The organism is Pseudomonas sp. 14P_5.3_Bac1, assembly GCF_025466135.1.
Lineage (GTDB): Bacteria > Pseudomonadota > Gammaproteobacteria > Pseudomonadales > Pseudomonadaceae > Aquipseudomonas.
On record NZ_JANLOF010000057.1, the window covers coordinates 239095 to 258866 of the forward strand.

Sequence of the window (19772 nt, forward strand, 5' to 3'; positions counted from 1 at the left end):
TGCAGGCAATTCGGTCTTTCAGATACACCGAGGTGATGCTATCGCAGGCAAGCCAGCTCCCACAGTGATTGGGTTTACACAGTGAGTGTTGTGGTGGTGTTCAGACCACAAACAGGTCCACAAACCGATTCACTGGCGTGGCCTCAAGCTTCGCCTGATCCTTGCACAGGGCAAAAATCTCGGCACTGCGCTGCGCGGTAAACCGGGTCGCCAGGTTGGCCTTGAACTTGTCCTCCAGCAATGGAATGCCATCCACCCGACGCCGACGATGGCCGATCGGGTATTCCACCGCCACCTGCTCGGTGCTGGAACCATCCTTGAAAAACACTTGCACCGCGTTGGCGATGGAGCGCTTGTCGGCCTCCAGGTATTCGCGGCTGTAGCGTGGGTCTTCGACGATCACCATCTTCTGGCGCAGCTCATCGATGATCGGGTGGGCCGCGTGAAACGCGTCCTCGTACTGCTCGGCCACCAGATCGCCGAAGGCCAGCGGCACCGCGGTCATGTATTGCAGGCAGTGGTCGCGGTCGGCGGCGTTGGCCAACGGGCCGACCTTGGAGATGATGCGAATCGCCGACTCATGGGTGGTGATCACGATGCGCTCGATTTCATGCAGGCGCGCTTTGACCTGCGGGTGCAAGGCCACTGCGGCTTCGCAGGCGGTTTGCGCATGGAATTCGGCCGGGAAGCTGATCTTGAACAGGACGTTTTCCATCACATAAGTGCCGTAGGGCTGCGACAGGCGGAACGCGCGCTTGTCCTCAGGCTTAAGCGCCAGGTCGTTGTTGGTGTGACTGAACAGCACGTCATAGAACCCCCACTGCGGCGCACTCAACACACCGGGAATGCCCATCTCGCCGCGCAAGGCGATATCGGCCAGGCGCACGCCACGGCTCGACGCATCGCCAGCCGCCCAGGATTTGCGCGAGCCCGCATTGGGTGCGTGGCGGTAAGTGCGCAGTGCCTGGCCGTCGACAAATGCATGGGACAACGCTGCGAGCAATTGCTCGCGGTTGGCGCCCATCAGCTTGGCGGAGACCGCCGTGGAGGCGACTTTCACCAGCAGCACGTGGTCGAGGCCGACACGGTTGAAGGAGTTTTCCAGGGCGATCACGCCCTGGATTTCGTGGGCCATGATCATCGCTTCCAGCACCGCGCGCACGGTCAGCGGTGCGTCGCCATTGGCCACGCGCTTTTGCGAAAGGTGGTCGGCCACGGCGAGGATGCCGCCGAGGTTATCCGAAGGGTGGCCCCATTCGGCGGCGAGCCAGGTGTCGTTGTAGTCGAGCCAACGCACGATGCAGCCGATGTCCCAGGCGGCTTTGACCGGGTCCAGGCGCAACGAAGTGCCCGGCACGCGCGCCCCGAACGGCACGACGGTGCCCTCGACGAGTGGCCCCAGGTGCTTGGTGCACTCGGGAAAACGCAGGGCCAGCAGGCCACAGCCGAGGGTGTCCATCAGGCAGTTGCGGGCGGTGTCCAATGCGGCCTGGGAGTCGATGCGGTAATCAAGGACATAATCGGCAATGTCCTGCAGGACCTGGTCGTAGTCGGGGCGGTTGTTCTGGTCGACGTTGGCGCTCATGGCAGTTCTCCAAGCAGTTAGGGGGTTGTTCCATCCTCAGGGTCAGGGTTGATCATGTGTTGGCAGGTCTGATTGCCTGCTTATAAGTGTTGGGTACCGCTTAACCCCTTGTGGGAGCGGGCTTGCTCGCGAATGCAGTGGGCCCGTCAACTTATGTGTAGCTGACACACCGTCTTCGCGAGCAAGCCCGCTCCCACACAAGCCCGCTCCCACATGGGTTCGGCGCTGGCTATTAAAAGGCGTCGCCGGGCACGCGTACGAAACCTTCCATCAATACCCGCGCGCTGCGGCTCATGATGGCTTTCTTAACCACCCATTCGCCGTTCACCTGGGTCGCCTCCGCGCCCACACGCAAGGTGCCGGACGGATGCCCGAAGCGCACCGCATTACGCTCGACACCACCGGCTGCGAGGTTGACCAAGGTGCCGGAAATCGCCGCCGCCGTGCCAATCGCCACCGCCGCCGTGCCCATCATGGCGTGGTGCAACTTGCCCATCGACAAGGCGCGCACCAGCAGATCCACATCACCGGCTTTGATTGCCTTGCCGCTGGACGCCACGTAGTCCAAAGGCTTGGCCACAAAGGCGACCTTGGGCGTGTGCTGACGCTGGGCAGCTTCGTCAAGATGCTTGATCAGGCCCATGCGCATTGCGCCATAGGCCCGCACGGTTTCAAACATCGCCAGGGCTTTGGGGTCGCTGTTGATCGCGCCTTGCAGCTCGGTGCCGGTGTAGCCGAGGTCTTCAGCGTTGATGAAAATCGTCGGAATGCCCGCGTTGATCAGTGTCGCCTTGAAGGTGCCGACACCGGGCACCTCCAAGTCGTCGATGAGGTTGCCGGTGGGGAACATCGAGCCACCGCCGCCCTCCTCTTCCGCCGCCGGGTCCATGAACTCCAGCTGCACTTCGGCGGCCGGGAAGGTCACGCCGTCGAGTTCGAAGTCGCCGGTTTCCTGCACCGCGCCGTCGGTGATCGGCACATGGGCGATGATGGTCTTGGCGATATTGGCCTGCCAGACCCGCACCACGGCCACGCCGTTGCGAGGCACGCGGGCGGGGTCGACCAGCCCGGCGCTGATGGCGAACGAACCCACCGCTGCCGACAGGTTGCCGCAGTTGCCGCTCCAATCGACAAAAGGCTTGTCGATGGAGACCTGGCCAAACAAGTAGTCCACGTCATGATCGGCGCGGGTGCTTTTGGCGAGGATCACGGTTTTGCTGGTGCTCGAAGTGGCGCCGCCCATGCCGTCGATTTGCTTGTCGTAGGGATCGGGGCTGCCGATCACCCGCAACAGCAAGGCATCGCGCGCGGCACCCGGCACCTGCGCGACTTCGGGCAGGTCCTTGAGGCTGAAAAACACGCCCTTGCTGGTGCCGCCACGCATGTAGGTGGCGGGAATCTTGATTTGCGCTGCGTGTGCCATGGTTAACCCCTCAGGCGGTCGCCGCCGATTCCAGGAAGTCCTGGGCAAAACGTTGCAACACGCCGCCCGCCTCGTAGATCGACACTTCTTCGGCGGTGTCCAGGCGGCACGTCACCGGCACCTCGACACGTTCGCCATTTTTGCGGTTGATCACCAGGGTCAGTTGCGCACGCGGGGTGCGTTGGCCGACCACGTCATAGGTTTCGCTGCCGTCGATGTTCAGGGTGTGGCGGTCGGTGCCCGGCAGAAACTCCAGCGGCAACACGCCCATGCCCACCAGGTTGGTGCGGTGGATACGCTCAAAGCCTTCGGCGGCAATCGCCTCCACACCGGCCAGGCGCACGCCCTTGGCCGCCCAGTCGCGGGACGAACCCTGGCCGTAGTCGGCGCCGGCAATGATGATCAGCGGCTGTTTGCGCTCCATGTAGGTTTCAATGGCTTCCCACATCCGCGTGACCTGGCCTTCCGGCTCGATACGCGCCAGCGAACCCTGCTTGACCTTGCCGTTTTCCTGGACCATTTCGTTGAACAGTTTCGGGTTGGCAAAGGTCGCGCGTTGCGCGGTCAAGTGGTCGCCGCGGTGAGTTGCGTAAGAGTTGAAGTCGACTTCCGGCAAGCCCATTTTCGCCAGGTACTCGCCCGCGGCGCTGTCGAGCATGATCGCGTTGGACGGCGACAGGTGGTCGGTGGTGATGTTGTCCGGCAGCACCGCCAGCGGCCGCATGCCCTTGAGTGGGCGCGCACCGGCCAGCGCGCCTTCCCAATACGGCGGGCGGCGGATGTAGGTGCTTTGCGGGCGCCAGTCGTACAGCGGCGCCACTTTGGGGCCGGTGTCTTCGTGGATCGCGAACATCGGAATGTAGACCGCGCGGAACTGCTCCGGCTTGACCGAGGCTTTAACCACCGCGTCGATCTCTTCATCGCTGGGCCAAATGTCCTGCAGGCGGATTTCCTTGCCGTTGGTGTCGAGACCCAGCACGTCCTTTTCAATGTCGAAACGGATGGTGCCGGCAATCGCGTAAGCCACTACCAATGGCGGCGAGGCCAGGAACGCTTGCTTGGCGTAGGGGTGAATGCGCCCGTCGAAGTTGCGGTTGCCCGACAATACGGCGGTGGCGTACAGGTCGCGGTCGATGATTTCCTGCTGGATCACCGGGTCGAGTGCGCCGGACATGCCGTTGCAGGTGGTGCAGGCAAATGCCACCACGCCGAAGCCGAGTTTTTCCAGCTCGTGGCCCAAGCCCGCTTCTTCCAGGTACATGGCCACGGTTTTCGAACCCGGCGCCAGCGAGGATTTGACCCACGGCTTGCGCGTCAGCCCAAGCTTGTTGGCATTACGCGCCAGCAGGCCGGCGGCGATCACGTTGCGCGGGTTACTGGTGTTGGTGCAGCTGGTGATAGCGGCGATGATCACCGCACCATCAGGCATTTGCCCCGGCACTTCGTCCCACTGGCCGGAGATGCCTTTGGACGCCAGGTCGCTGGTGGCCACGCGCGCGTGCGGGTTGCTCGGGCCGGCCATGTTACGTACGACGCTGGACAGGTCGAAGGTCAGGCCGCGCTCGTATTGCGCGCCTTTCAAATCATCCGCCCACAGGCCGGTGTGACGCGCGTACTGCTCGACCAGGGTGACTTGTTCGTCTTCACGGCCGGTGAGTTTCAGGTAGGCGATGGTCTGCGGGTCGATGTAGAACATCGCCGCGGTGGCACCGTATTCCGGGGCCATGTTGGAGATGGTCGCGCGGTCGCCCAGGGTCAGCTTGGAGGCGCCTTCGCCGAAGAATTCCAGCCACGCCCCCACCACTTTCTGCTTACGCAGGAATTCGGTCAGCGCCAGCACCATGTCGGTGGCAGTGATACCCGGCAGCAGCTTGCCGGTGAGTTCGACGCCGATGATTTCCGGCAGGCGCATCCACGACGCGCGACCGAGCATCACACTTTCAGCTTCGAGGCCGCCAACGCCGATGGCGATCACGCCCAGGGCGTCCACATGCGGGGTGTGGCTGTCGGTGCCGACGCAGGTATCCGGGAACGCCACGCCGTCACGCACCTGAATCACCGGAGACATTTTCTCCAGGTTGATCTGGTGCATGATGCCGTTGCCCGGCGGGATCACGTCGACGTTCTTGAAGGCCTTTTTGGTCCACTCGATAAAGTGAAAACGGTCTTCGTTGCGACGGTCTTCGATGGCGCGGTTTTTCTCGAACGCGTCCGGGTCAAAACCTCCGGCTTCGACCGCCAGGGAGTGGTCGACGATCAACTGGGTGGGCACCACCGGGTTGACCTGGGCCGGGTCACCGCCTTGCAGGGCGATGGCGTCGCGCAGGCCGGCAAGGTCGACCAGGGCGGTCTGGCCGAGGATGTCGTGGCACACCACACGCGCCGGGAACCAGGGGAAGTCGAGGTCGCGCTTGCGTTCGATCAGTTGGCTCAGGGACGCATTGAGCGTGGCCGGGTCGCAACGGCGCACCAGGTTCTCGGCGAGCACGCGGGAGGTGTACGGCAAAGTGGCGTAGGCGCCGGGGGCGATTGCATCGACTGCCGCACGGGCGTCGTAGAAATCCAGGCGGCTGCCAGGGAGCGGTTTGCGAAATTCAGTGTTCATCGTCAGGACTCGGTCACGGTAGTTGCAAAAGGAAGACCTGCGCAGATCCAGAATTGGAATGTGATCAACATGTGGGAGGGGGCTTGCCCCCGATGGCGGTTGCTCAGTCCCAGCTGTATCAACTGACAGACTGCTATCGGGGGCAAGCCCCCTCCCACATTTGACCTCATACCCATTCCCGGCTCGTCGGTCTCCTCACTCAGCGACGTTCGATTGGCACGAACTTGCGCTGCTCAACGCCGATGTACTCGGCGCTTGGACGGATGATGCGGTTGTTGGCGCGCTGCTCGAACACATGCGCGGCCCAGCCTGTCAGGCGTGAGCACACGAAAATCGGCGTGAACAGCTTGGTCGGGATGCCCATGAAGTGATACGCCGAGGCATGGTAGAAGTCGGCGTTGGGGAACAGTTTCTTCTGCTCCCACATGGTCTTGTCGATGGCTTCGGAGACCGGGAACAGCACCTTGTCGCCCACTTCATCAGCGAGCTTTTTCGACCAGCCCTTGATCACTTCATTACGCGGGTCGCTGTCTTTGTAGATCGCGTGGCCAAAGCCCATGATCTTGTCTTTGCGCGCCAGCATGCCGAGGGTGCCTTCGACGGCTTCTTCGGCCGAGCCGAAACGCTCGATCATTTCCATCGCGGCTTCGTTGGCGCCGCCGTGCAGCGGGCCGCGCAGCGAACCGATGGCGGCGGTGACGCAGGAATACAGATCGGACAGGGTCGAGGCACACACACGGGCGGTGAACGTCGAGGCGTTGAACTCGTGCTCGGCGTAAAGGATCAGCGACACGTTCATGACCTTCTCGTGCAACTCGCTCGGTTTCTTGCCATGCAACAGGTGCAGGAAATGGCCGCCGATGCTCGGCTCGTCGGTCACGCAGTCAATCTTTTTGCCATCGTGGCTGAAGCGATACCAGTAGCACATGATCGCCGGGAAAGCGGCGAGCAGGCGGTCGGTGACATCGCGTTGCACGCTGAAGTCTTTTTCGGGCTCGATATTGCCTAGGAACGAGCAGCCGGTGCGCATCACGTCCATCGGGTGCGCGTCGGCGGGGATGCGTTCCAGCACTTCTTTAAGCGCCTGCGGCAAGTCGCGCAGCTTGCCGAGTTTGGCGGTGTAGGCCGCCAGTTCGGCTTGGGTTGGCAATTCGCCGTACAGCAGCAGGTAGGCGACTTCTTCAAATTGCGCATCGGCGGCCAGTTCACGCACGTCGTAGCCGCGATAGGTCAAGCCGGCGCCGGCCTGGCCCACGGTGGACAGTGCGGTCTGCCCGGCCACCTGGCCACGCAGGCCGGCGCCACTCAATACTTTTGCTTCAGCCATGGTTGTTCTCCAATTTTGTAGTTATTCAGGGAGGCGCGTTCTTTACTTTTTCGCGGCGAACAGCGCGTCGAGCTTCTGCTCGAAGGTGTGGTAGTCGATGCGATCGTAGAGCTCCATGCGGGTTTGCATGGTGTCGATCACGTTCTGTTGAGTGCCATCGCGACGGATCGCGGTGTAGACATTCTCGGCGGCCTTGTTCATGGCGCGGAAGGCCGAGAGCGGGTACAGCACGATGGAAACATCGGCAGATTTCAACTGTTCGGTGGTGTACAGCGGCGTCGCGCCGAATTCGGTGATGTTGGCCAGGATCGGTGCCTTCACGCGGGAGGCGAAGAGCTTGTACATCTCCAGCTCAGTGATGGCTTCGGGGAACACCATGTCAGCGCCGGCTTCGATGCAGGCGGCGGCGCGTTCCAGTGCCGACTCCAAACCTTCGACGGCGAGGGCGTCGGTGCGCGCCATGATCACGAAACTGTCATCGGTGCGCGCATCCACGGCGGCCTTGATGCGGTCGACCATTTCCTGCTGGGACACGATTTCTTTGTTCGGACGATGGCCGCAGCGCTTGGCGCCGACCTGGTCTTCGATATGGATAGCGGCGGCACCGAACTTGATCATCGACTTGACCGTGCGCGCCACGTTGAAGGCCGAGGAGCCAAAACCGGTGTCCGCGTCCACCAGCAGCGGCAGGTCGCACACGTCGGTGATGCGGCGCACGTCGGTCAACACGTCATCCAGGCCCGTGATGCCCAGGTCTGGCACCCCCAGAGAGCCCGCCGCCACGCCGCCGCCCGACAGGTAAATCGCCTTGAAACCGGCGCGCTTGGCCAGCAGCGCGTGGTTGGCATTGATTGCGCCAACGACCTGTAACGGATGTTCGCTGGCGACCGCGTCACGGAAACGCTGGCCGGGTGTACTTTTATTGTTAGAACTCATGACTCACCTCTTCAGGAAGTGCCGTCGGGGAAGTGACGGGCAATGTTGCGTTTGGAGGCGCCGATATGCCGGCGCATCAACAATTCGGCCAGTTCACCGTCGCGATCGGCAATCGCGTCAAGAATGCGGTGGTGCTCGGCAAAAGCCTGGCGTGGACGATTGGGCGTGGCGGAGAACTGGATGCGGTACATGCGCACCAATTGGTACAGCTCGCCGCAGAGCATTTGGGTCAGGGTGCGGTTGCCGGCGCCTTGAATTATCCGGTAATGAAAATCGAAGTCGCCTTCCTGCTGGTAGTAGCCCAGGCCGGCCTGGAACGCTTCGTCGCGTTCATGGGTATGAAGCACTTGGCGCAGCTCTTCGATTTCCGCGTCGGTCATGCGCTCGGCGGCCAGGCGGCAGGCCATGCCCTCCAGGGACTCGCGGATTTCATAGAGTTCGATCAGCTCGGCATGGCTCAAGGACACCACTCGCGCGCCAACGTGAGGCACGCGCACCAGCAGGCGCTGGCCTTCCAGGCGGTGGATGGCTTCGCGCAGCGGGCCACGGCTGATGCCGTAGGTGCGGGCCAGTTCCGGCTCGGAAATCTTGCTGCCGGGGGCGATTTCGCCTTTGACGATGGCGGCCTGGATGCGCCGGAAGACGTTCTCGGACATGGTCTGGGAATCGTCCTGCGCCACCACTGGGGTTTCCAGTTGATCCAGCATATTGTCGACACCTTTAAAAGCAATGCCGCAAAAACTAGCCACTCAAGCCAAAATAGTCAAAGAATAAATCAACATTGTCGACAATCGTCTAATAACCCCTTCTGCGCTGAATAGGGGCATGGCCGCCTGCCAGCGCTGGCGCCAAAAAAGCATCATGTTAGAATGCCCGCCGCTTTTGCCTGACATCACTTGATGAAACGGCGCACCCGAGATTGCGCAGCAATGCCAGTCGCCTTGAATTAAACATCGCACTGCAGCGCCTCAGGATCTATGAGACTCAAGCCCTTCCTTTTAATGTTTTGCCTAGCGTGCATACCCAGCCTTGGCGGCGCCGCCGAGAAGACCGTGTATGGCCTGAATGAATACGCGAAACTGGCGGGCATTGACCTGGAAGTGGCGGCCAAACTCGACACCGGCGCCAAGACCGCCTCGTTGAGCGCCCGCGACATCAAGCGCTTCAAACGCAACGGTGAGTCCTGGGTACGTTTCTACCTGGCCATCGACACCGCCCATTCCCACCCCATCGAACGCCCCCTGGCCCGCGTCAGCAAAATCAAACGCCGCGCCGGTGACTACGACCCCGATGAGGACAAGAACTACACCGCCCGCCCAGTGATCGCCCTGGACATCTGCATGGGCACTGCTTTACGCAGCATCGAAGTGAACTTGACTGACCGCAGCGCATTCCAATACCCGCTGCTGATCGGCTCCGAAGCCTTGAAACGCTTTGATGCGCTGGTCGACCCCAGTCTTAAATACGCAGCGGGCAAACCTGCCTGCGCCGCTGACGCTCCTACCGCCGAGTAAACCGAATGCGCTCTTTGACCCTGCACCTGAAAATCCTCATCACCATTTTGGTGGTGCTGGGTATTTCGGTCACCGCCTACCAGATTTTCGTGCTGGGGATTCCCGTCACCGAGGACGCCACCGACGACCTGTGGAACATCGACGCCAAGGTCGAGTTTGTCGCCAGCCCCAAAGACCCGGTGAAGATCTCGATGTTCGTGCCGCCCCTGAGCCGCGACTTCGTCAGCCTCAACGAGAGTTTCATCTCCAATAACTACGGCGTGAGCGTCAACCGCACCGACGGTAACCGCAAGGTCACCTGGTCGGCGCGCCGCGCCAAGGGCAACCAGACGCTGTATTACCGCCTGGTGCTGACCAAGCGTTACAGCGGCGAGAAGGTCAAGGTCAAAGGTCCGACCTTCCGCGACAGCATTGCCGTGGAAGGCCCGGAAAAAATCGCCGCCGAAGCCTTGCTGGCGCCGATCCGCCAGCATTCGGCCGACGTCGAAACCTTTATTACCGAAGCGATCAAGCGCACCAACAACCTCAACGACGACAATGTGAAGCTGCTGCTGGCGGGCGACCCGTCGACGCCGCACAAGGCCAAGATCGTCGAGTTATTGCTGTCCATAGCCCATGTGCCGGTGGAAAAAGTCCACACCATCCGACTCGTCGCCGACCAGCCGCAAACCCCGGAACTGTGGCTGCGCAGCTTCAATGGCAATGACTGGCTGTATTTCAACCCGGAAACCGGCGAGCAAGGCCTGCCCGCTGACCGCCTGCTGTGGTGGACCGGCGATGAAAACCTGATCACGGTGGATGGCGGCAAGAAAGCCATGGTGACCTTCAGCCTGAACAACAGCGAAATGAACGCGATTCGCCTGGCCAAGCTGACCGACGAGAACACCGACGCCAACTTCCTCGAGTACTCGCTGTACGGCCTGCCGCTGCAAACCCAGCAGACCTTCATGATCATGGTGATGATCCCGATTGGCGTGCTGGTGATTCTGATCCTGCGCAACCTGATCGGCCTGCAGACGCTGGGCACCTTCACCCCGGTGCTGATCGCCCTGGCGTTTCGCGAGACGCAACTGGGCTTTGGCATTGTGCTGTTCACCATTATTACCGCGCTGGGCTTGTCGCTCAGGTCGTACCTGGAACACTTGAAGCTGCAGATGCTGCCGAGGCTGTCGGTGGTGCTGACCTTCGTGGTGGTGCTGATTGCAGCCATCAGTTTGTTCAGCCACAAGCTGGGCCTGGAGCGCGGGCTGTCGGTGGCGCTGTTCCCGATGGTGATTCTGACCATGACCATCGAACGCCTGTCGATCACCTGGGAAGAACGCGGCGCCAACCATGCGCTGAAAGTGGCGATTGGTACGCTGTTCGCCGCCTCGCTGGCGCACATCATCATGAGCGTGCCGGAGCTGATCTACTTTGTGTTCACCTTCCCGGCAGTCCTGTTGATCCTGGTGGGTTTCATGCTGGCCATGGGTCGTTATCGCGGCTACCGCCTGACCGAACTGGTGCGTTTCAAGGCCTTCCTCAAGGCTGATTCGTAATGTTCGGCTTCTGGAAAACCTGGAAGGCCCTGGAAGCGCGGGGGATCATGGGCATCAACCGGCGTAACGCCGACTACGTGCTCAAGTACAACAAGCGCAGCCTGTACCCGATTGTGGATGACAAGATCATCACCAAGGAACGGGCCATGGCGGCCGGCATTCATGTGCCGGAAATGTACGGGATCATTTCCACCGAGAAGGAAATCGACAAGCTCGACGAGATCATCGGTGGGCGCAGCGACTTCGTGATCAAGCCGGCCCAGGGCGCCGGCGGCGATGGCATCCTGGTGGTGGCCGACCGGTTTGAAGGGCGCTATCGCACGGTGTCCGGCAAGATCATCAGCCATGAAGAAATCGAACACCAGATTTCCAGCATCCTCACCGGCCTGTATTCCCTGGGCGGCCACCGTGACCGCGCGCTGATCGAATACCGCGTGGTACCCGACCAGATCTTCAAGAGCATCAGCTACGAAGGCGTGCCGGACATCCGCATTATTGTGCTGATGGGTTACCCGGTCATGGCCATGCTGCGCTTGCCGACGCGCCAATCCGGCGGCAAGGCCAACCTGCACCAGGGCGCGATTGGCGTGGGTGTCGACCTGGCCACGGGCTTGACGCTGCGCGGCACCTGGCTGAACAACATCATCACCAAACACCCCGACACCACCAACGCGGTGGATGGCGTGCAACTGCCCAACTGGGACGGTTTCATGAAGTTGGCGGCCAGCTGTTATGAGCTGTGCGGGCTGGGTTACATCGGCGTGGACATGGTGCTGGACCAGGAAAAAGGCCCGCTGATCCTCGAGCTGAACGCGCGGCCGGGGCTGAATATCCAGATTGCCAACGACTGCGGCCTGACGTTGCGCACCCATGCGGTGGAAGCGCGGCTGGAAGAGTTGAAAGCTGCGGGCGTGACCGAAACGCCGGAAGAGCGGGTTAAGTTCGTGCAGGAGATGTTCGGGCATATTCCCGCCGTTGAAGGCTGACGCCACTCAACTGTGGGAGCGGGCTTGCTCGCGAAAGCGGAGTGCCATTCAACACAACCGGGACTGACACGCCGTCTTCGCGAGTAAGCCCGCTGCCCCCATTTAAACCGCGCTCTAGGACCAAACCCTTCGGAGGACTACAATCGCCTCCCCCAAGCCAACAGCTGATCCACCCCGCATGTCGACCTGCTCTGTACATCCGCTGCCCTACCGGGCCAACCCCGCCGACTACTTCGCGGCGATTCGTCATGCCCCCGGCGCAGTGTTGCTCGACAGCGGCCGCCCGGCTGCCGAACGCGGGCGCTATGACCTGCTCAGCGCCTGGCCAGTGGAAACGCTGACGGTACGGCCTGACGAAAACGGCAGTGATTTCCTGCAACGCTTGCGCGAAAACCTCACGCAGTTGGGTGAGGCGGCATTGCCCGCAGGTTTAGAACTGCCGTTTGCCGGGGGTTTGATCGGCTACCTGAGCTACGACTTCGGCCGCCACCTGGAACACATGCCGCATTTGGCGGTGGACGACCTGCACCTGCCGGACGCGCGCTTTGGGCTGTATGCCTGGGCGCTGATCAGTGACCACCGGGTGCAGAGCAGTCAGCTGGTCTTCCACCCTTCGCTGATCGACAGCGAACGACAACGCCTGATTGCGCTGTTCAACGCTGAAGTTGTCGACACCCAGGCCAGCTTCAAACTGCACGGCCCCATGGTTGCGGACCTGACCGCCGACGCTTACCGGCAGGCCATCGTGCGCATTCAGGAGTACATCCAGGCCGGCGACTGCTACCAGGTCAACTTTGCCCAGCGCTTTCGCGCGCCGTGCGTCGGCGATCCGTGGGCGGCTTACTGCGCCTTGCGTGAGGCGTGCCCTACCCCGTTTTCCGGGTTCCAGAGCCTGCCGGACGACGGCGCAGTGCTGAGCCTGTCGCCGGAGCGCTTCGTGCACATCAGCGAGCGCCGCGTCGAAACCCGCCCGATCAAAGGCACCCGCCCGCGCGGCCTGACGCCCGAAGAAGACGCAGCGCACGCCGCCGAGCTGCTGGCCAGCCCCAAGGATCGCGCCGAAAACCTGATGATCGTTGACCTGCTGCGCAACGACCTTGGCCGCACCTGCCGGACGGGCTCGGTGAAAGTGCCGGAATTGTTCAGCCTGGAAAGCTACCCCAACGTGCATCACTTGGTGAGCAGCGTCACTGGCACCTTGGCCGACGACAAGGACGCCCTCGACCTGATCGCCGGCAGCTTCCCCGGTGGTTCCATCACCGGCGCACCGAAGATTCGCGCCATGCAGATCATCGACGAGCTTGAACCCACGCGGCGCGGGTTGTACTGCGGCTCGTTGGTGTACCTGGATGTGCGCGGCGAGATGGACAGCTCCATCGCGATTCGCAGTTTGCTGGTCAAGGATGGGCAGGTGTGCTGCTGGGGCGGTGGCGGGATCGTGGCGGACTCGCAGTGGGAGGCGGAGTATCAGGAGTCGCTGACGAAAGTGCGGGTGTTGTTACAAACGTTGGAAAGCTTGTAGCAGCCCAGCCCTGCCTGAGGCTCAGACGCAGAGCCAAGCTGCCGAAAAAGCCTGCATCAGAACAGTCGTGGACGACGTGTGGCCTGGAGGATAGCGTCCAGCGTCCACGTCCACCCGCCGTTTGTGAAGGATCACATGAAGCGACTGCCTACTCGTCAGAAATTATTTCCGCGATTGCATATCCACCCCGCCGCGCCTACCATCTCCCAAATTGGGAGGTTGCAGCGATGCGCATAATCGCTCTGTCTGCCTTACGAATATTCTGGGAAAGCCATCCCGCCTATACCGATGCCAAAACACCCCTGGTCGAGTTGTACCGTCATAGGGAGAAGACCACTTGCCAGACGCCACAGGCACTCAAAGCAGAGCTCAGAACAGCCAGCATTCTCAAAGGCGGCAGGGTTGTGTTCAACGTGGGTGGCAACAAGTATCGAGTGATCATGGCAATCGATTATCAGCGCCAGCTGGGGTTCATACGCTTCGTGGGAACCCACGCGCACTACGACCAGATCAACGCGGAGACCGTGTGATGAACATAAAACCCATTCATTCCCAGCAAGACCTGGCGGCGGCGCTCGCACGCGTCGAGCAACTATGGGGGGCCGAGATCGGCTCGCCGGAGGGTGACGAGCTGGAGATCCTCGCCGTCCTTATTGAGAAATGCGAAGCGGAACACTTTCCCATGCCGCCTTCGGACCCGGTGGAAGCGATCAAATTTCGCATGGAGCAGCTAGGCATGACCGCCCGTGACCTTGAGCCTTTCATCGGCACGAGCGGGCGAGTGTCTGAAGTGCTGAACCACAAGCGCAAGCTGAGCCTGGCGATGATCAAGCGCCTGCATGAGGGCTTGAGTATTCCTTATGATCGGTTGCTCGCAGGCAAGCCAGCCACCACAGGTTGAACTGTGTGAACCCGACCAAATGTGGGAGCTGGCTTGCCTGCGAAGCGGCCATCAGCAGCGCTGAAAAACTTATAGGCTCAACGCCCGATTCGACGCCTTGATGAATTCCTTCTTCAAATCCTCAAACGTATGCACCGCGGGAAATTGCGGGAACTCGCGAATCACGTTCTGCGGCGCGTGGAACAGAATCCCACGGTCAGCTTCGCCCAGCATCGTGGTGTCGTTGTAGGAATCGCCGGCGGCGATCACGCGGTAGTAGAGGGTCTTGAATGCCAGCACGGATTGGCGCTTCGGGTCCTTTTGACGCAGTTGGTAACTCACCACCCGGTCGTTTTCATCGGTGATCAAGCGGTGGCACAGCAAGGTAGGGAAACCCAGCTGGCGCATCAGCGGTTGGGAGAATTCGTAAAAGGTGTCGGACAGGATCACCACCTGGAAACGCTCGCGCAGCCAGTTGACGAACTCAATGGCGCCGTCCAGCGGCTCAAGGGTGGCGATTACTTCCTGGATGTCGGCAAGCTTGAGCCCATGCTCGTCGAGGATGCGCAGGCGTTGCTTCATCAGCACGTCATAGTCGGGAATGTCGCGGGTAGTGGCGCGCAGGGATTCAATACCGGTTTTTTCGGCGAAGGCGATCCAGATTTCCGGAACCAGCACCCCTTCCAGGTCGAGACAGGCAATTTCCACAAGACACTCCCATTTAGATGTTGTTAGTTGAGCGAGCAAAAGGACTGCCGAACTCTAGCGACTCAAGCTCTGCGCCGCAACGCAGGGCGGATTTTGGTACCATCGCTTCCCTATAGAGCGCTCAGCGCCACTGACCTGTAGGAACCGTCCTGATGAACCAAGCCTTCGACGTCGTTGAACTCGCCACGACTTATGCCAACAAATCCGCCCAGGACATTCTCAAACTGGCGTTCAGCCAGTTCGGTGATGACCTGTGGATTTCCTTCAGCGGCGCCGAGGATGTGGTGCTGGTAGACATGGCTTGGAAGCTGAACAAGAACGTCAAGGTGTTCAGCCTCGACACCGGGCGCCTGCACCCGGAGACCTACCGGTTCATCGAACAGGTGCGCGAGTTCTACAAGATCGACATCGAGTTGATCTCGCCAGACCAGAGCAAACTGGAACCCTTCGTCAAGGAAAAGGGCCTGTTCAGTTTCTATAAGGATGGCCATGGCGAATGCTGCGGTGTGCGCAAGATCGAACCGCTGCGCCGCAAACTGTCCGGCGTGAGCGCCTGGGCCACCGGCCAACGCCGTGACCAGAGCCCCGGCACCCGCAGCCAGGTGGCGGCGTTGGAAATTGACACGGCGTTCTCAACACCCGAGCGCACCCTGTACAAATTCAACCCGCTGGCGCAAATGACCAGCGAGGAAGTCTGGGGTTACATCCGCATGCTTGAGCTGCCGTACAACAGCCTGCATGAGCGCGGGTTTATCAGCATCGGCTGCGAGCCGTGCACCCGGCCAGTATTGCCGAACCAGCACGAACGCGAAGGCCGCTGGTGGTGGGAAGAAGCCACGCAGAAGGAATGTGGGCTGCACGCTGGGAATATCATCAGCAAGGCCTGAGGTCTGTCGCAGTAAAAAATGTGGGAGCGGGCTTGGTCGCGATGAGGGTGTGTCAGTCAATGAATTGTTGGCTGATAGATCGCTATCGCTGGCAAGCCCGCTCCCACATTTGCTTTGTGGGGGGGGACAAAAATTTTGTACACACCTATGTAACTATCGGTGCCATTTATGTGTGCAATCCATCTTTCCCCGCACCAAAACGTAACACCCATCCCCGCGCGCTGTTTGCCTCTCCAATAGAGCGCCTCCCCACTTAAAAATAAATACCTGTTCAAACGGTCAATTTATATCTCTTTAGATTCAGCTAGTTATTTTAATAATCTGTAAAAACGAAATTAAACACAGTTTTTATAGATCGAAAACTGGCACGCATGTGGCTTAAGGTGAATTACGCTTTGTATACAATAAATACAAAACTTACATACACTTTGCCATCTGCGACGTTGAAGCAGATGCGCCGGAGCCTGCCGGAATGCGTACAAGCCTCTCGAATAACATCGCACTGGATCTGCCCTCCTCCGTCCTGAACCCTGTGGCCGCAAGCCCCGGCCCGCTCGTGCTCAGCCCGCGCTTGCACAACAAAGACCTGGCGCCCACCAAGGTTGAAGGCCGACGTTGGGGCCGCTACAGCATCTTTGCGCTGTGGACCAATGACGTGCACAACATCGCCAACTATTCGTTTGCCATCGGCCTGTATGCCTTGGGCCTTGGCGGCTGGCAGATTCTGATGTCGCTGGGGATCGGCGCAGCGCTGGTGTACTTCTTCATGAACTTGTCGGGGTTTATGGGCCAGAAGACCGGAGTGCCCTTCCCGGTGATCAGCCGCATCAGTTTCGGCATCCACGGTGCACAGATTCCGGCGTTGATTCGCGCGGTCATTGCGATTGCCTGGTTTGGTATCCAGACCTACCTGGCCTCGGTGGTTTTCCGCGTGCTGCTGTCGGCCATTCATCCAGGATTTGCCGACTATGACCACAACTCCATCCTCGGCCTGTCGACCCTCGGTTGGGCGTGTTTCGTGGCGATCTGGTTTGTGCAGCTGGTGATCCTGGCGTACGGCATGGAAATGGTGCGCCGCTACGAGGCGTTCGCCGGGCCGGTGATTCTGGTGACGGTGGCCTCGCTGGCCGGTTGGATGTACTTCCAGGTCGGCGGCAATATTGCCTGGTCGATCCGCGAACCGCTGAGCGGCGGCGAGATGTGGCGCAATATCTTTGCCGGTGGCGCGTTGTGGCTGACGATCTACGGCACGCTGATCCTCAATTTCTGCGACTTCGCCCGTTCCTCGCCCTGCCGCAAGACCATCCTGGTCGGCAACTTCTGGGGCTTGCCGGTGAATATCCTGGTGTTTGCCGCAATCACCGTGCTGCTCTGCGGCGGGCAGTTCCAGCTCAATGGCCGGGTGATCGAAAGCCCGACCGAAATCATCGCGGCCATTCCCAATACCTTCTTCCTGGTGCTCGGCTGCCTCGCCTTCCTGATCGTTACCGTGGCGGTCAACATCATGGCCAACTTCGTCGCCCCCGCGTTTGTGCTCAGCAACCTGGCGCCCAAGTACCTGAACTTTCGGCGCGCCGGGTTGATCAGCGCCACGCTGGCAGTGCTGATCCTGCCGTGGAACCTCTACAACAGCCCGCTGGTGATCGTGTATTTCCTCTCGGGCCTGGGCGCGCTGCTGGGGCCGCTGTACGGGGTGATCATGGTCGATTACTGGCTGATCCGTAAAAGCCAGGTGGACGTATTGCAGCTGTATAGCGAAGACCCCAATGGCGTTTATTACTACAGCCGCGGAGTCAATTTACGTGCGGTCGCGGCGTTTATTCCCGCAGCGGTGATCGCAATTCTGCTGGCGCTGTTGCCCGGCTTTGCCAGCGTCGCCCCGTTTTCCTGGCTGTTTGGCGCCGGTATTGCAGGGCTGTTGTACCTCTTGATCGCCAAGCGTCGGCCGCACTACGCCGATGTCAGTGGCGAAAGCATTGCAGTCGATAACGTCAGTCATTAATCAAGGACATTCCATGCGTATCCTCGTGGTCAACGTCAACACCACCGAATCCATCACTGAAACCATTGCCCAGCAGGCGCGGGCCGTCGCCTCGCCAGGCACTGAGATTGTCGGGCTCACGCCTTACTTCGGCGCCGAATCAGTGGAAGGCAATTTCGAAAGCTACCTGGCCGCCATCGCGGTGATGGACCGCGTGATGGCCTACGACCAGCCGTTTGATGCGGTGATCCAGGCCGGCTATGGCGAACATGGCCGTGAAGGGTTGCAGGAGTTGTTGAACGTGCCAGTGGTGGACATCACTGAAGCAGCCGCCAGCACAGCAATGTTCCTGGGACATGCCTATTCAGTAGTCACCACCCTGGATCGCACTGTCCCGTTGATTGAAGACCGCTTGAAACTCGCCGGCCTGTACCAGCGCTGCGCCTCGGTACGCGCCAGTGGCATGGCCGTGCTGGAACTCGAAGAAGACCCGCTGGCGGCAATGGAAGCCATCGTGCGTCAGGCGGAACGGGCCATTCACGAAGACAAGGCCGAGGTGATCTGCCTGGGCTGCGGCGGCATGGCCGGGCTGGATGAACAGATTCGCCAGCGCACCGGCGTGCCGGTGGTGGATGGGGTGACGGCCGCGGTGACCATTGCCGAATCGCTGGTGCGGTTGGGGTTGTCGACGTCGAAGATCAGGACCTATGCCACGCCGAGGCCGAAGAAAGTCATTGGCTGGCCGGGTCAGTTCGGCCGGTAGACCGCGTTGCCTGCATCGCGGGCAAGCCCGGCTCCCACAGGGGAATGCGATTAAAAGTGGGAGCCGGGCTTGCCCGCGATGGCCGCGCCTCGGTAGGCCGCCGGGATCAAATGGCGCTGAACCGTCGCCCCAGTTGCTGCTCGGCAAACTGCTCAATGATGAAATCCACAAACACCCGGGTCTTGCCGGGCAGCAGTTTGTGCTCGGCGTAGTACAGGGAGATGTTGCCGTCGTCGACGTACCAGTCGGGCAACACCCGCACCACCGCGCCGCTGTCCAGAAACGGCACGGCCATCGGCATGCTCACCAGCGCAATGCCCAGGCCTTGAGCGCTGGCGCAGCAGGCGGCTTCGGAGTCGCTCATGGTCATGCGCGGTTTGAGTACCAGCGGGCGTTGTTCACGGTCCGGGCCGGTGAGTTGCCAGGTACGCACGCGGCCGGTTTGCGCCGAGCGGATCAGGATGCCCAGGCACCGCGATAAATCTTCGGGCGCGTGCACCGGCAGGCGTTGCGCCAGGTAATCCGGGGAGGCCACCAGCACTCGATGCGCGGGGCTCAGCTTGCGCGCCACCACGCCCTGGGGCAGTTCAAAACCACCGCCGATGGCAGCGTCGAAGCCTTGACCGATCAGGTCGACCTGACGGTTATCGAAATGCCAATCCGGGCTGATATCCGGAAAGCGCCGCATAAACTCCGCCAGCAGCGGCACCACATAACGATTGCCGAACACGGTGCCCATGCTGACTTTAAGCGTGCCCACCGGCCGCCCTTCGGCGCTGGCCAGGTTGGCCACGGCGTTCTGGATGGTGGTGAGGCTGCCACTGACCTCCTCGAGGAACAACTTGCCGGCCTCGGTCAGGGTCAGGCGTCGGGTGCTGCGCTGGAACAGCCGCACACCTAGGCGTGCCTCCAGCTTGGCGACGCTTTTACCCACCGCCGCCGGTGTCAGGCTCAAGTGCCTGGCGGCCTCGGCAAAGCTGCCGCCTTCGGCGCTGCGTACAAAACATTCGATACTGCCAAAGCTTTCCATATCGCCTCATTGCAAACTTTTGGTTTACACAGACTATAGCAATCACGGTCTACCGGGTCGGCGGGACGAGGTCGATACTCACCCCAT

General features: G+C 60.9%; 17 protein-coding genes. 9 read left to right on the forward strand and 8 right to left on the reverse strand.

Annotation, left to right across the window (positions count from 1 at the left end):
- Window positions 1-100: 100 nt before the first annotated feature.
- The 6 genes from prpD to NTD89_RS14960 all read right to left on the reverse strand — a co-directional run bounded on the left by prpD (window position 101) and on the right by NTD89_RS14960 (window position 8583).
- On the reverse strand, window positions 101-1585 hold the full coding sequence (gene prpD / locus NTD89_RS14935) for a 2-methylcitrate dehydratase (RefSeq protein WP_262208415.1): 1485 nt from the start codon (window positions 1583-1585) through the stop codon (window positions 101-103).
- Window positions 1586-1817: 232 nt separating this feature from the next.
- Window positions 1818-3008 (reverse strand): 2-methylaconitate cis-trans isomerase PrpF, encoded by a 1191-nt coding sequence (gene prpF / locus NTD89_RS14940; RefSeq protein WP_262208416.1) that lies wholly within the window; start codon window positions 3006-3008, stop codon window positions 1818-1820.
- A gap of 10 nt (window positions 3009-3018) precedes the next feature.
- A complete protein-coding gene (acnD, locus tag NTD89_RS14945; RefSeq protein WP_262208417.1) occupies window positions 3019-5613 on the reverse strand; it encodes a Fe/S-dependent 2-methylisocitrate dehydratase AcnD in 2595 nt (864 codons plus the stop codon).
- Window positions 5614-5812: 199 nt separating this feature from the next.
- Window positions 5813-6940 carry a 2-methylcitrate synthase gene (gene prpC / locus NTD89_RS14950; protein WP_242195929.1) on the reverse strand — a complete coding sequence of 376 codons (1128 nt, stop codon included), beginning with the start codon at window positions 6938-6940 and terminating at the stop codon, window positions 5813-5815.
- A gap of 42 nt (window positions 6941-6982) precedes the next feature.
- Window positions 6983-7876: a methylisocitrate lyase gene (gene prpB, locus NTD89_RS14955; protein WP_262208419.1), complete on the reverse strand. Its 894-nt coding sequence runs from the start codon at window positions 7874-7876 to the stop codon at window positions 6983-6985.
- An 11-nt stretch (window positions 7877-7887) separates the two neighbouring features.
- Window positions 7888-8583: a GntR family transcriptional regulator gene (locus tag NTD89_RS14960; protein ID WP_119742083.1), complete on the reverse strand. Its 696-nt coding sequence runs from the start codon at window positions 8581-8583 to the stop codon at window positions 7888-7890.
- 270 nt (window positions 8584-8853) lie between these two features.
- Between NTD89_RS14960 and NTD89_RS14965 the strand changes: the two genes are divergently transcribed.
- The 6 genes from NTD89_RS14965 (at window position 8854) to NTD89_RS14990 (ending at window position 14337) form a co-directional block, all read left to right on the forward strand.
- Window positions 8854-9390: an ATP-dependent zinc protease gene (locus NTD89_RS14965; RefSeq protein ID WP_119742081.1), complete on the forward strand. Its 537-nt coding sequence runs from the start codon at window positions 8854-8856 to the stop codon at window positions 9388-9390.
- A gap of 5 nt (window positions 9391-9395) precedes the next feature.
- Window positions 9396-10928: an inactive transglutaminase family protein gene (locus NTD89_RS14970; protein ID WP_106576285.1), complete on the forward strand. Its 1533-nt coding sequence runs from the start codon at window positions 9396-9398 to the stop codon at window positions 10926-10928.
- Entirely contained in the window at window positions 10928-11914 is a 987-nt protein-coding gene (locus tag NTD89_RS14975; protein WP_106576284.1) for an alpha-L-glutamate ligase-like protein, read from the forward strand. Before NTD89_RS14970 ends, NTD89_RS14975 begins: the two co-directional genes overlap by 1 nt.
- Window positions 11915-12092: 178 nt before the next feature.
- The gene (pabB, locus tag NTD89_RS14980) at window positions 12093-13436 is read left to right on the forward strand and encodes an aminodeoxychorismate synthase component I (protein WP_262208421.1); all 1344 of its coding nucleotides are present in this window, start codon (window positions 12093-12095) and stop codon (window positions 13434-13436) included.
- Window positions 13437-13663: 227 nt separating this feature from the next.
- On the forward strand, window positions 13664-13966 hold the full coding sequence (locus NTD89_RS14985) for a type II toxin-antitoxin system HigB family toxin (RefSeq protein ID WP_262208423.1): 303 nt from the start codon (window positions 13664-13666) through the stop codon (window positions 13964-13966).
- Complete coding sequence (locus NTD89_RS14990; protein WP_262208424.1) at window positions 13966-14337, forward strand: type II toxin-antitoxin system HigA family antitoxin; 372 nt, start codon at window positions 13966-13968, stop codon at window positions 14335-14337. Before NTD89_RS14985 ends, NTD89_RS14990 begins: the two co-directional genes overlap by 1 nt.
- 69 nt (window positions 14338-14406) lie before the next feature.
- On the opposite strand, the gene thrH is transcribed toward NTD89_RS14990, so the two are convergent.
- The gene (thrH, locus tag NTD89_RS14995) at window positions 14407-15024 is read right to left on the reverse strand and encodes a bifunctional phosphoserine phosphatase/homoserine phosphotransferase ThrH (protein ID WP_145159167.1); all 618 of its coding nucleotides are present in this window, start codon (window positions 15022-15024) and stop codon (window positions 14407-14409) included.
- 152 nt (window positions 15025-15176) lie between these two features.
- On the opposite strand from thrH, the gene NTD89_RS15000 reads away from it, so the two are divergent.
- The 3 genes from NTD89_RS15000 to NTD89_RS15010 all read left to right on the forward strand — a co-directional run bounded on the left by NTD89_RS15000 (window position 15177) and on the right by NTD89_RS15010 (window position 18655).
- Window positions 15177-15911, forward strand: coding sequence for a phosphoadenylyl-sulfate reductase (locus NTD89_RS15000; protein WP_106576281.1), 735 nt, complete (start codon window positions 15177-15179; stop codon window positions 15909-15911).
- A 472-nt stretch (window positions 15912-16383) separates the two neighbouring features.
- Window positions 16384-17913, forward strand: coding sequence for an NCS1 family nucleobase:cation symporter-1 (locus NTD89_RS15005; protein ID WP_145159169.1), 1530 nt, complete (start codon window positions 16384-16386; stop codon window positions 17911-17913).
- A gap of 13 nt (window positions 17914-17926) precedes the next feature.
- Complete coding sequence (locus tag NTD89_RS15010; RefSeq protein WP_106576279.1) at window positions 17927-18655, forward strand: aspartate/glutamate racemase family protein; 729 nt, start codon at window positions 17927-17929, stop codon at window positions 18653-18655.
- A gap of 106 nt (window positions 18656-18761) precedes the next feature.
- Here NTD89_RS15010 and NTD89_RS15015 read toward each other — a convergent pair whose 3' ends face one another.
- Entirely contained in the window at window positions 18762-19685 is a 924-nt protein-coding gene (locus NTD89_RS15015) for a LysR family transcriptional regulator (RefSeq protein WP_262208427.1), read from the reverse strand.
- Window positions 19686-19772: the final 87 nt, after the last annotated feature.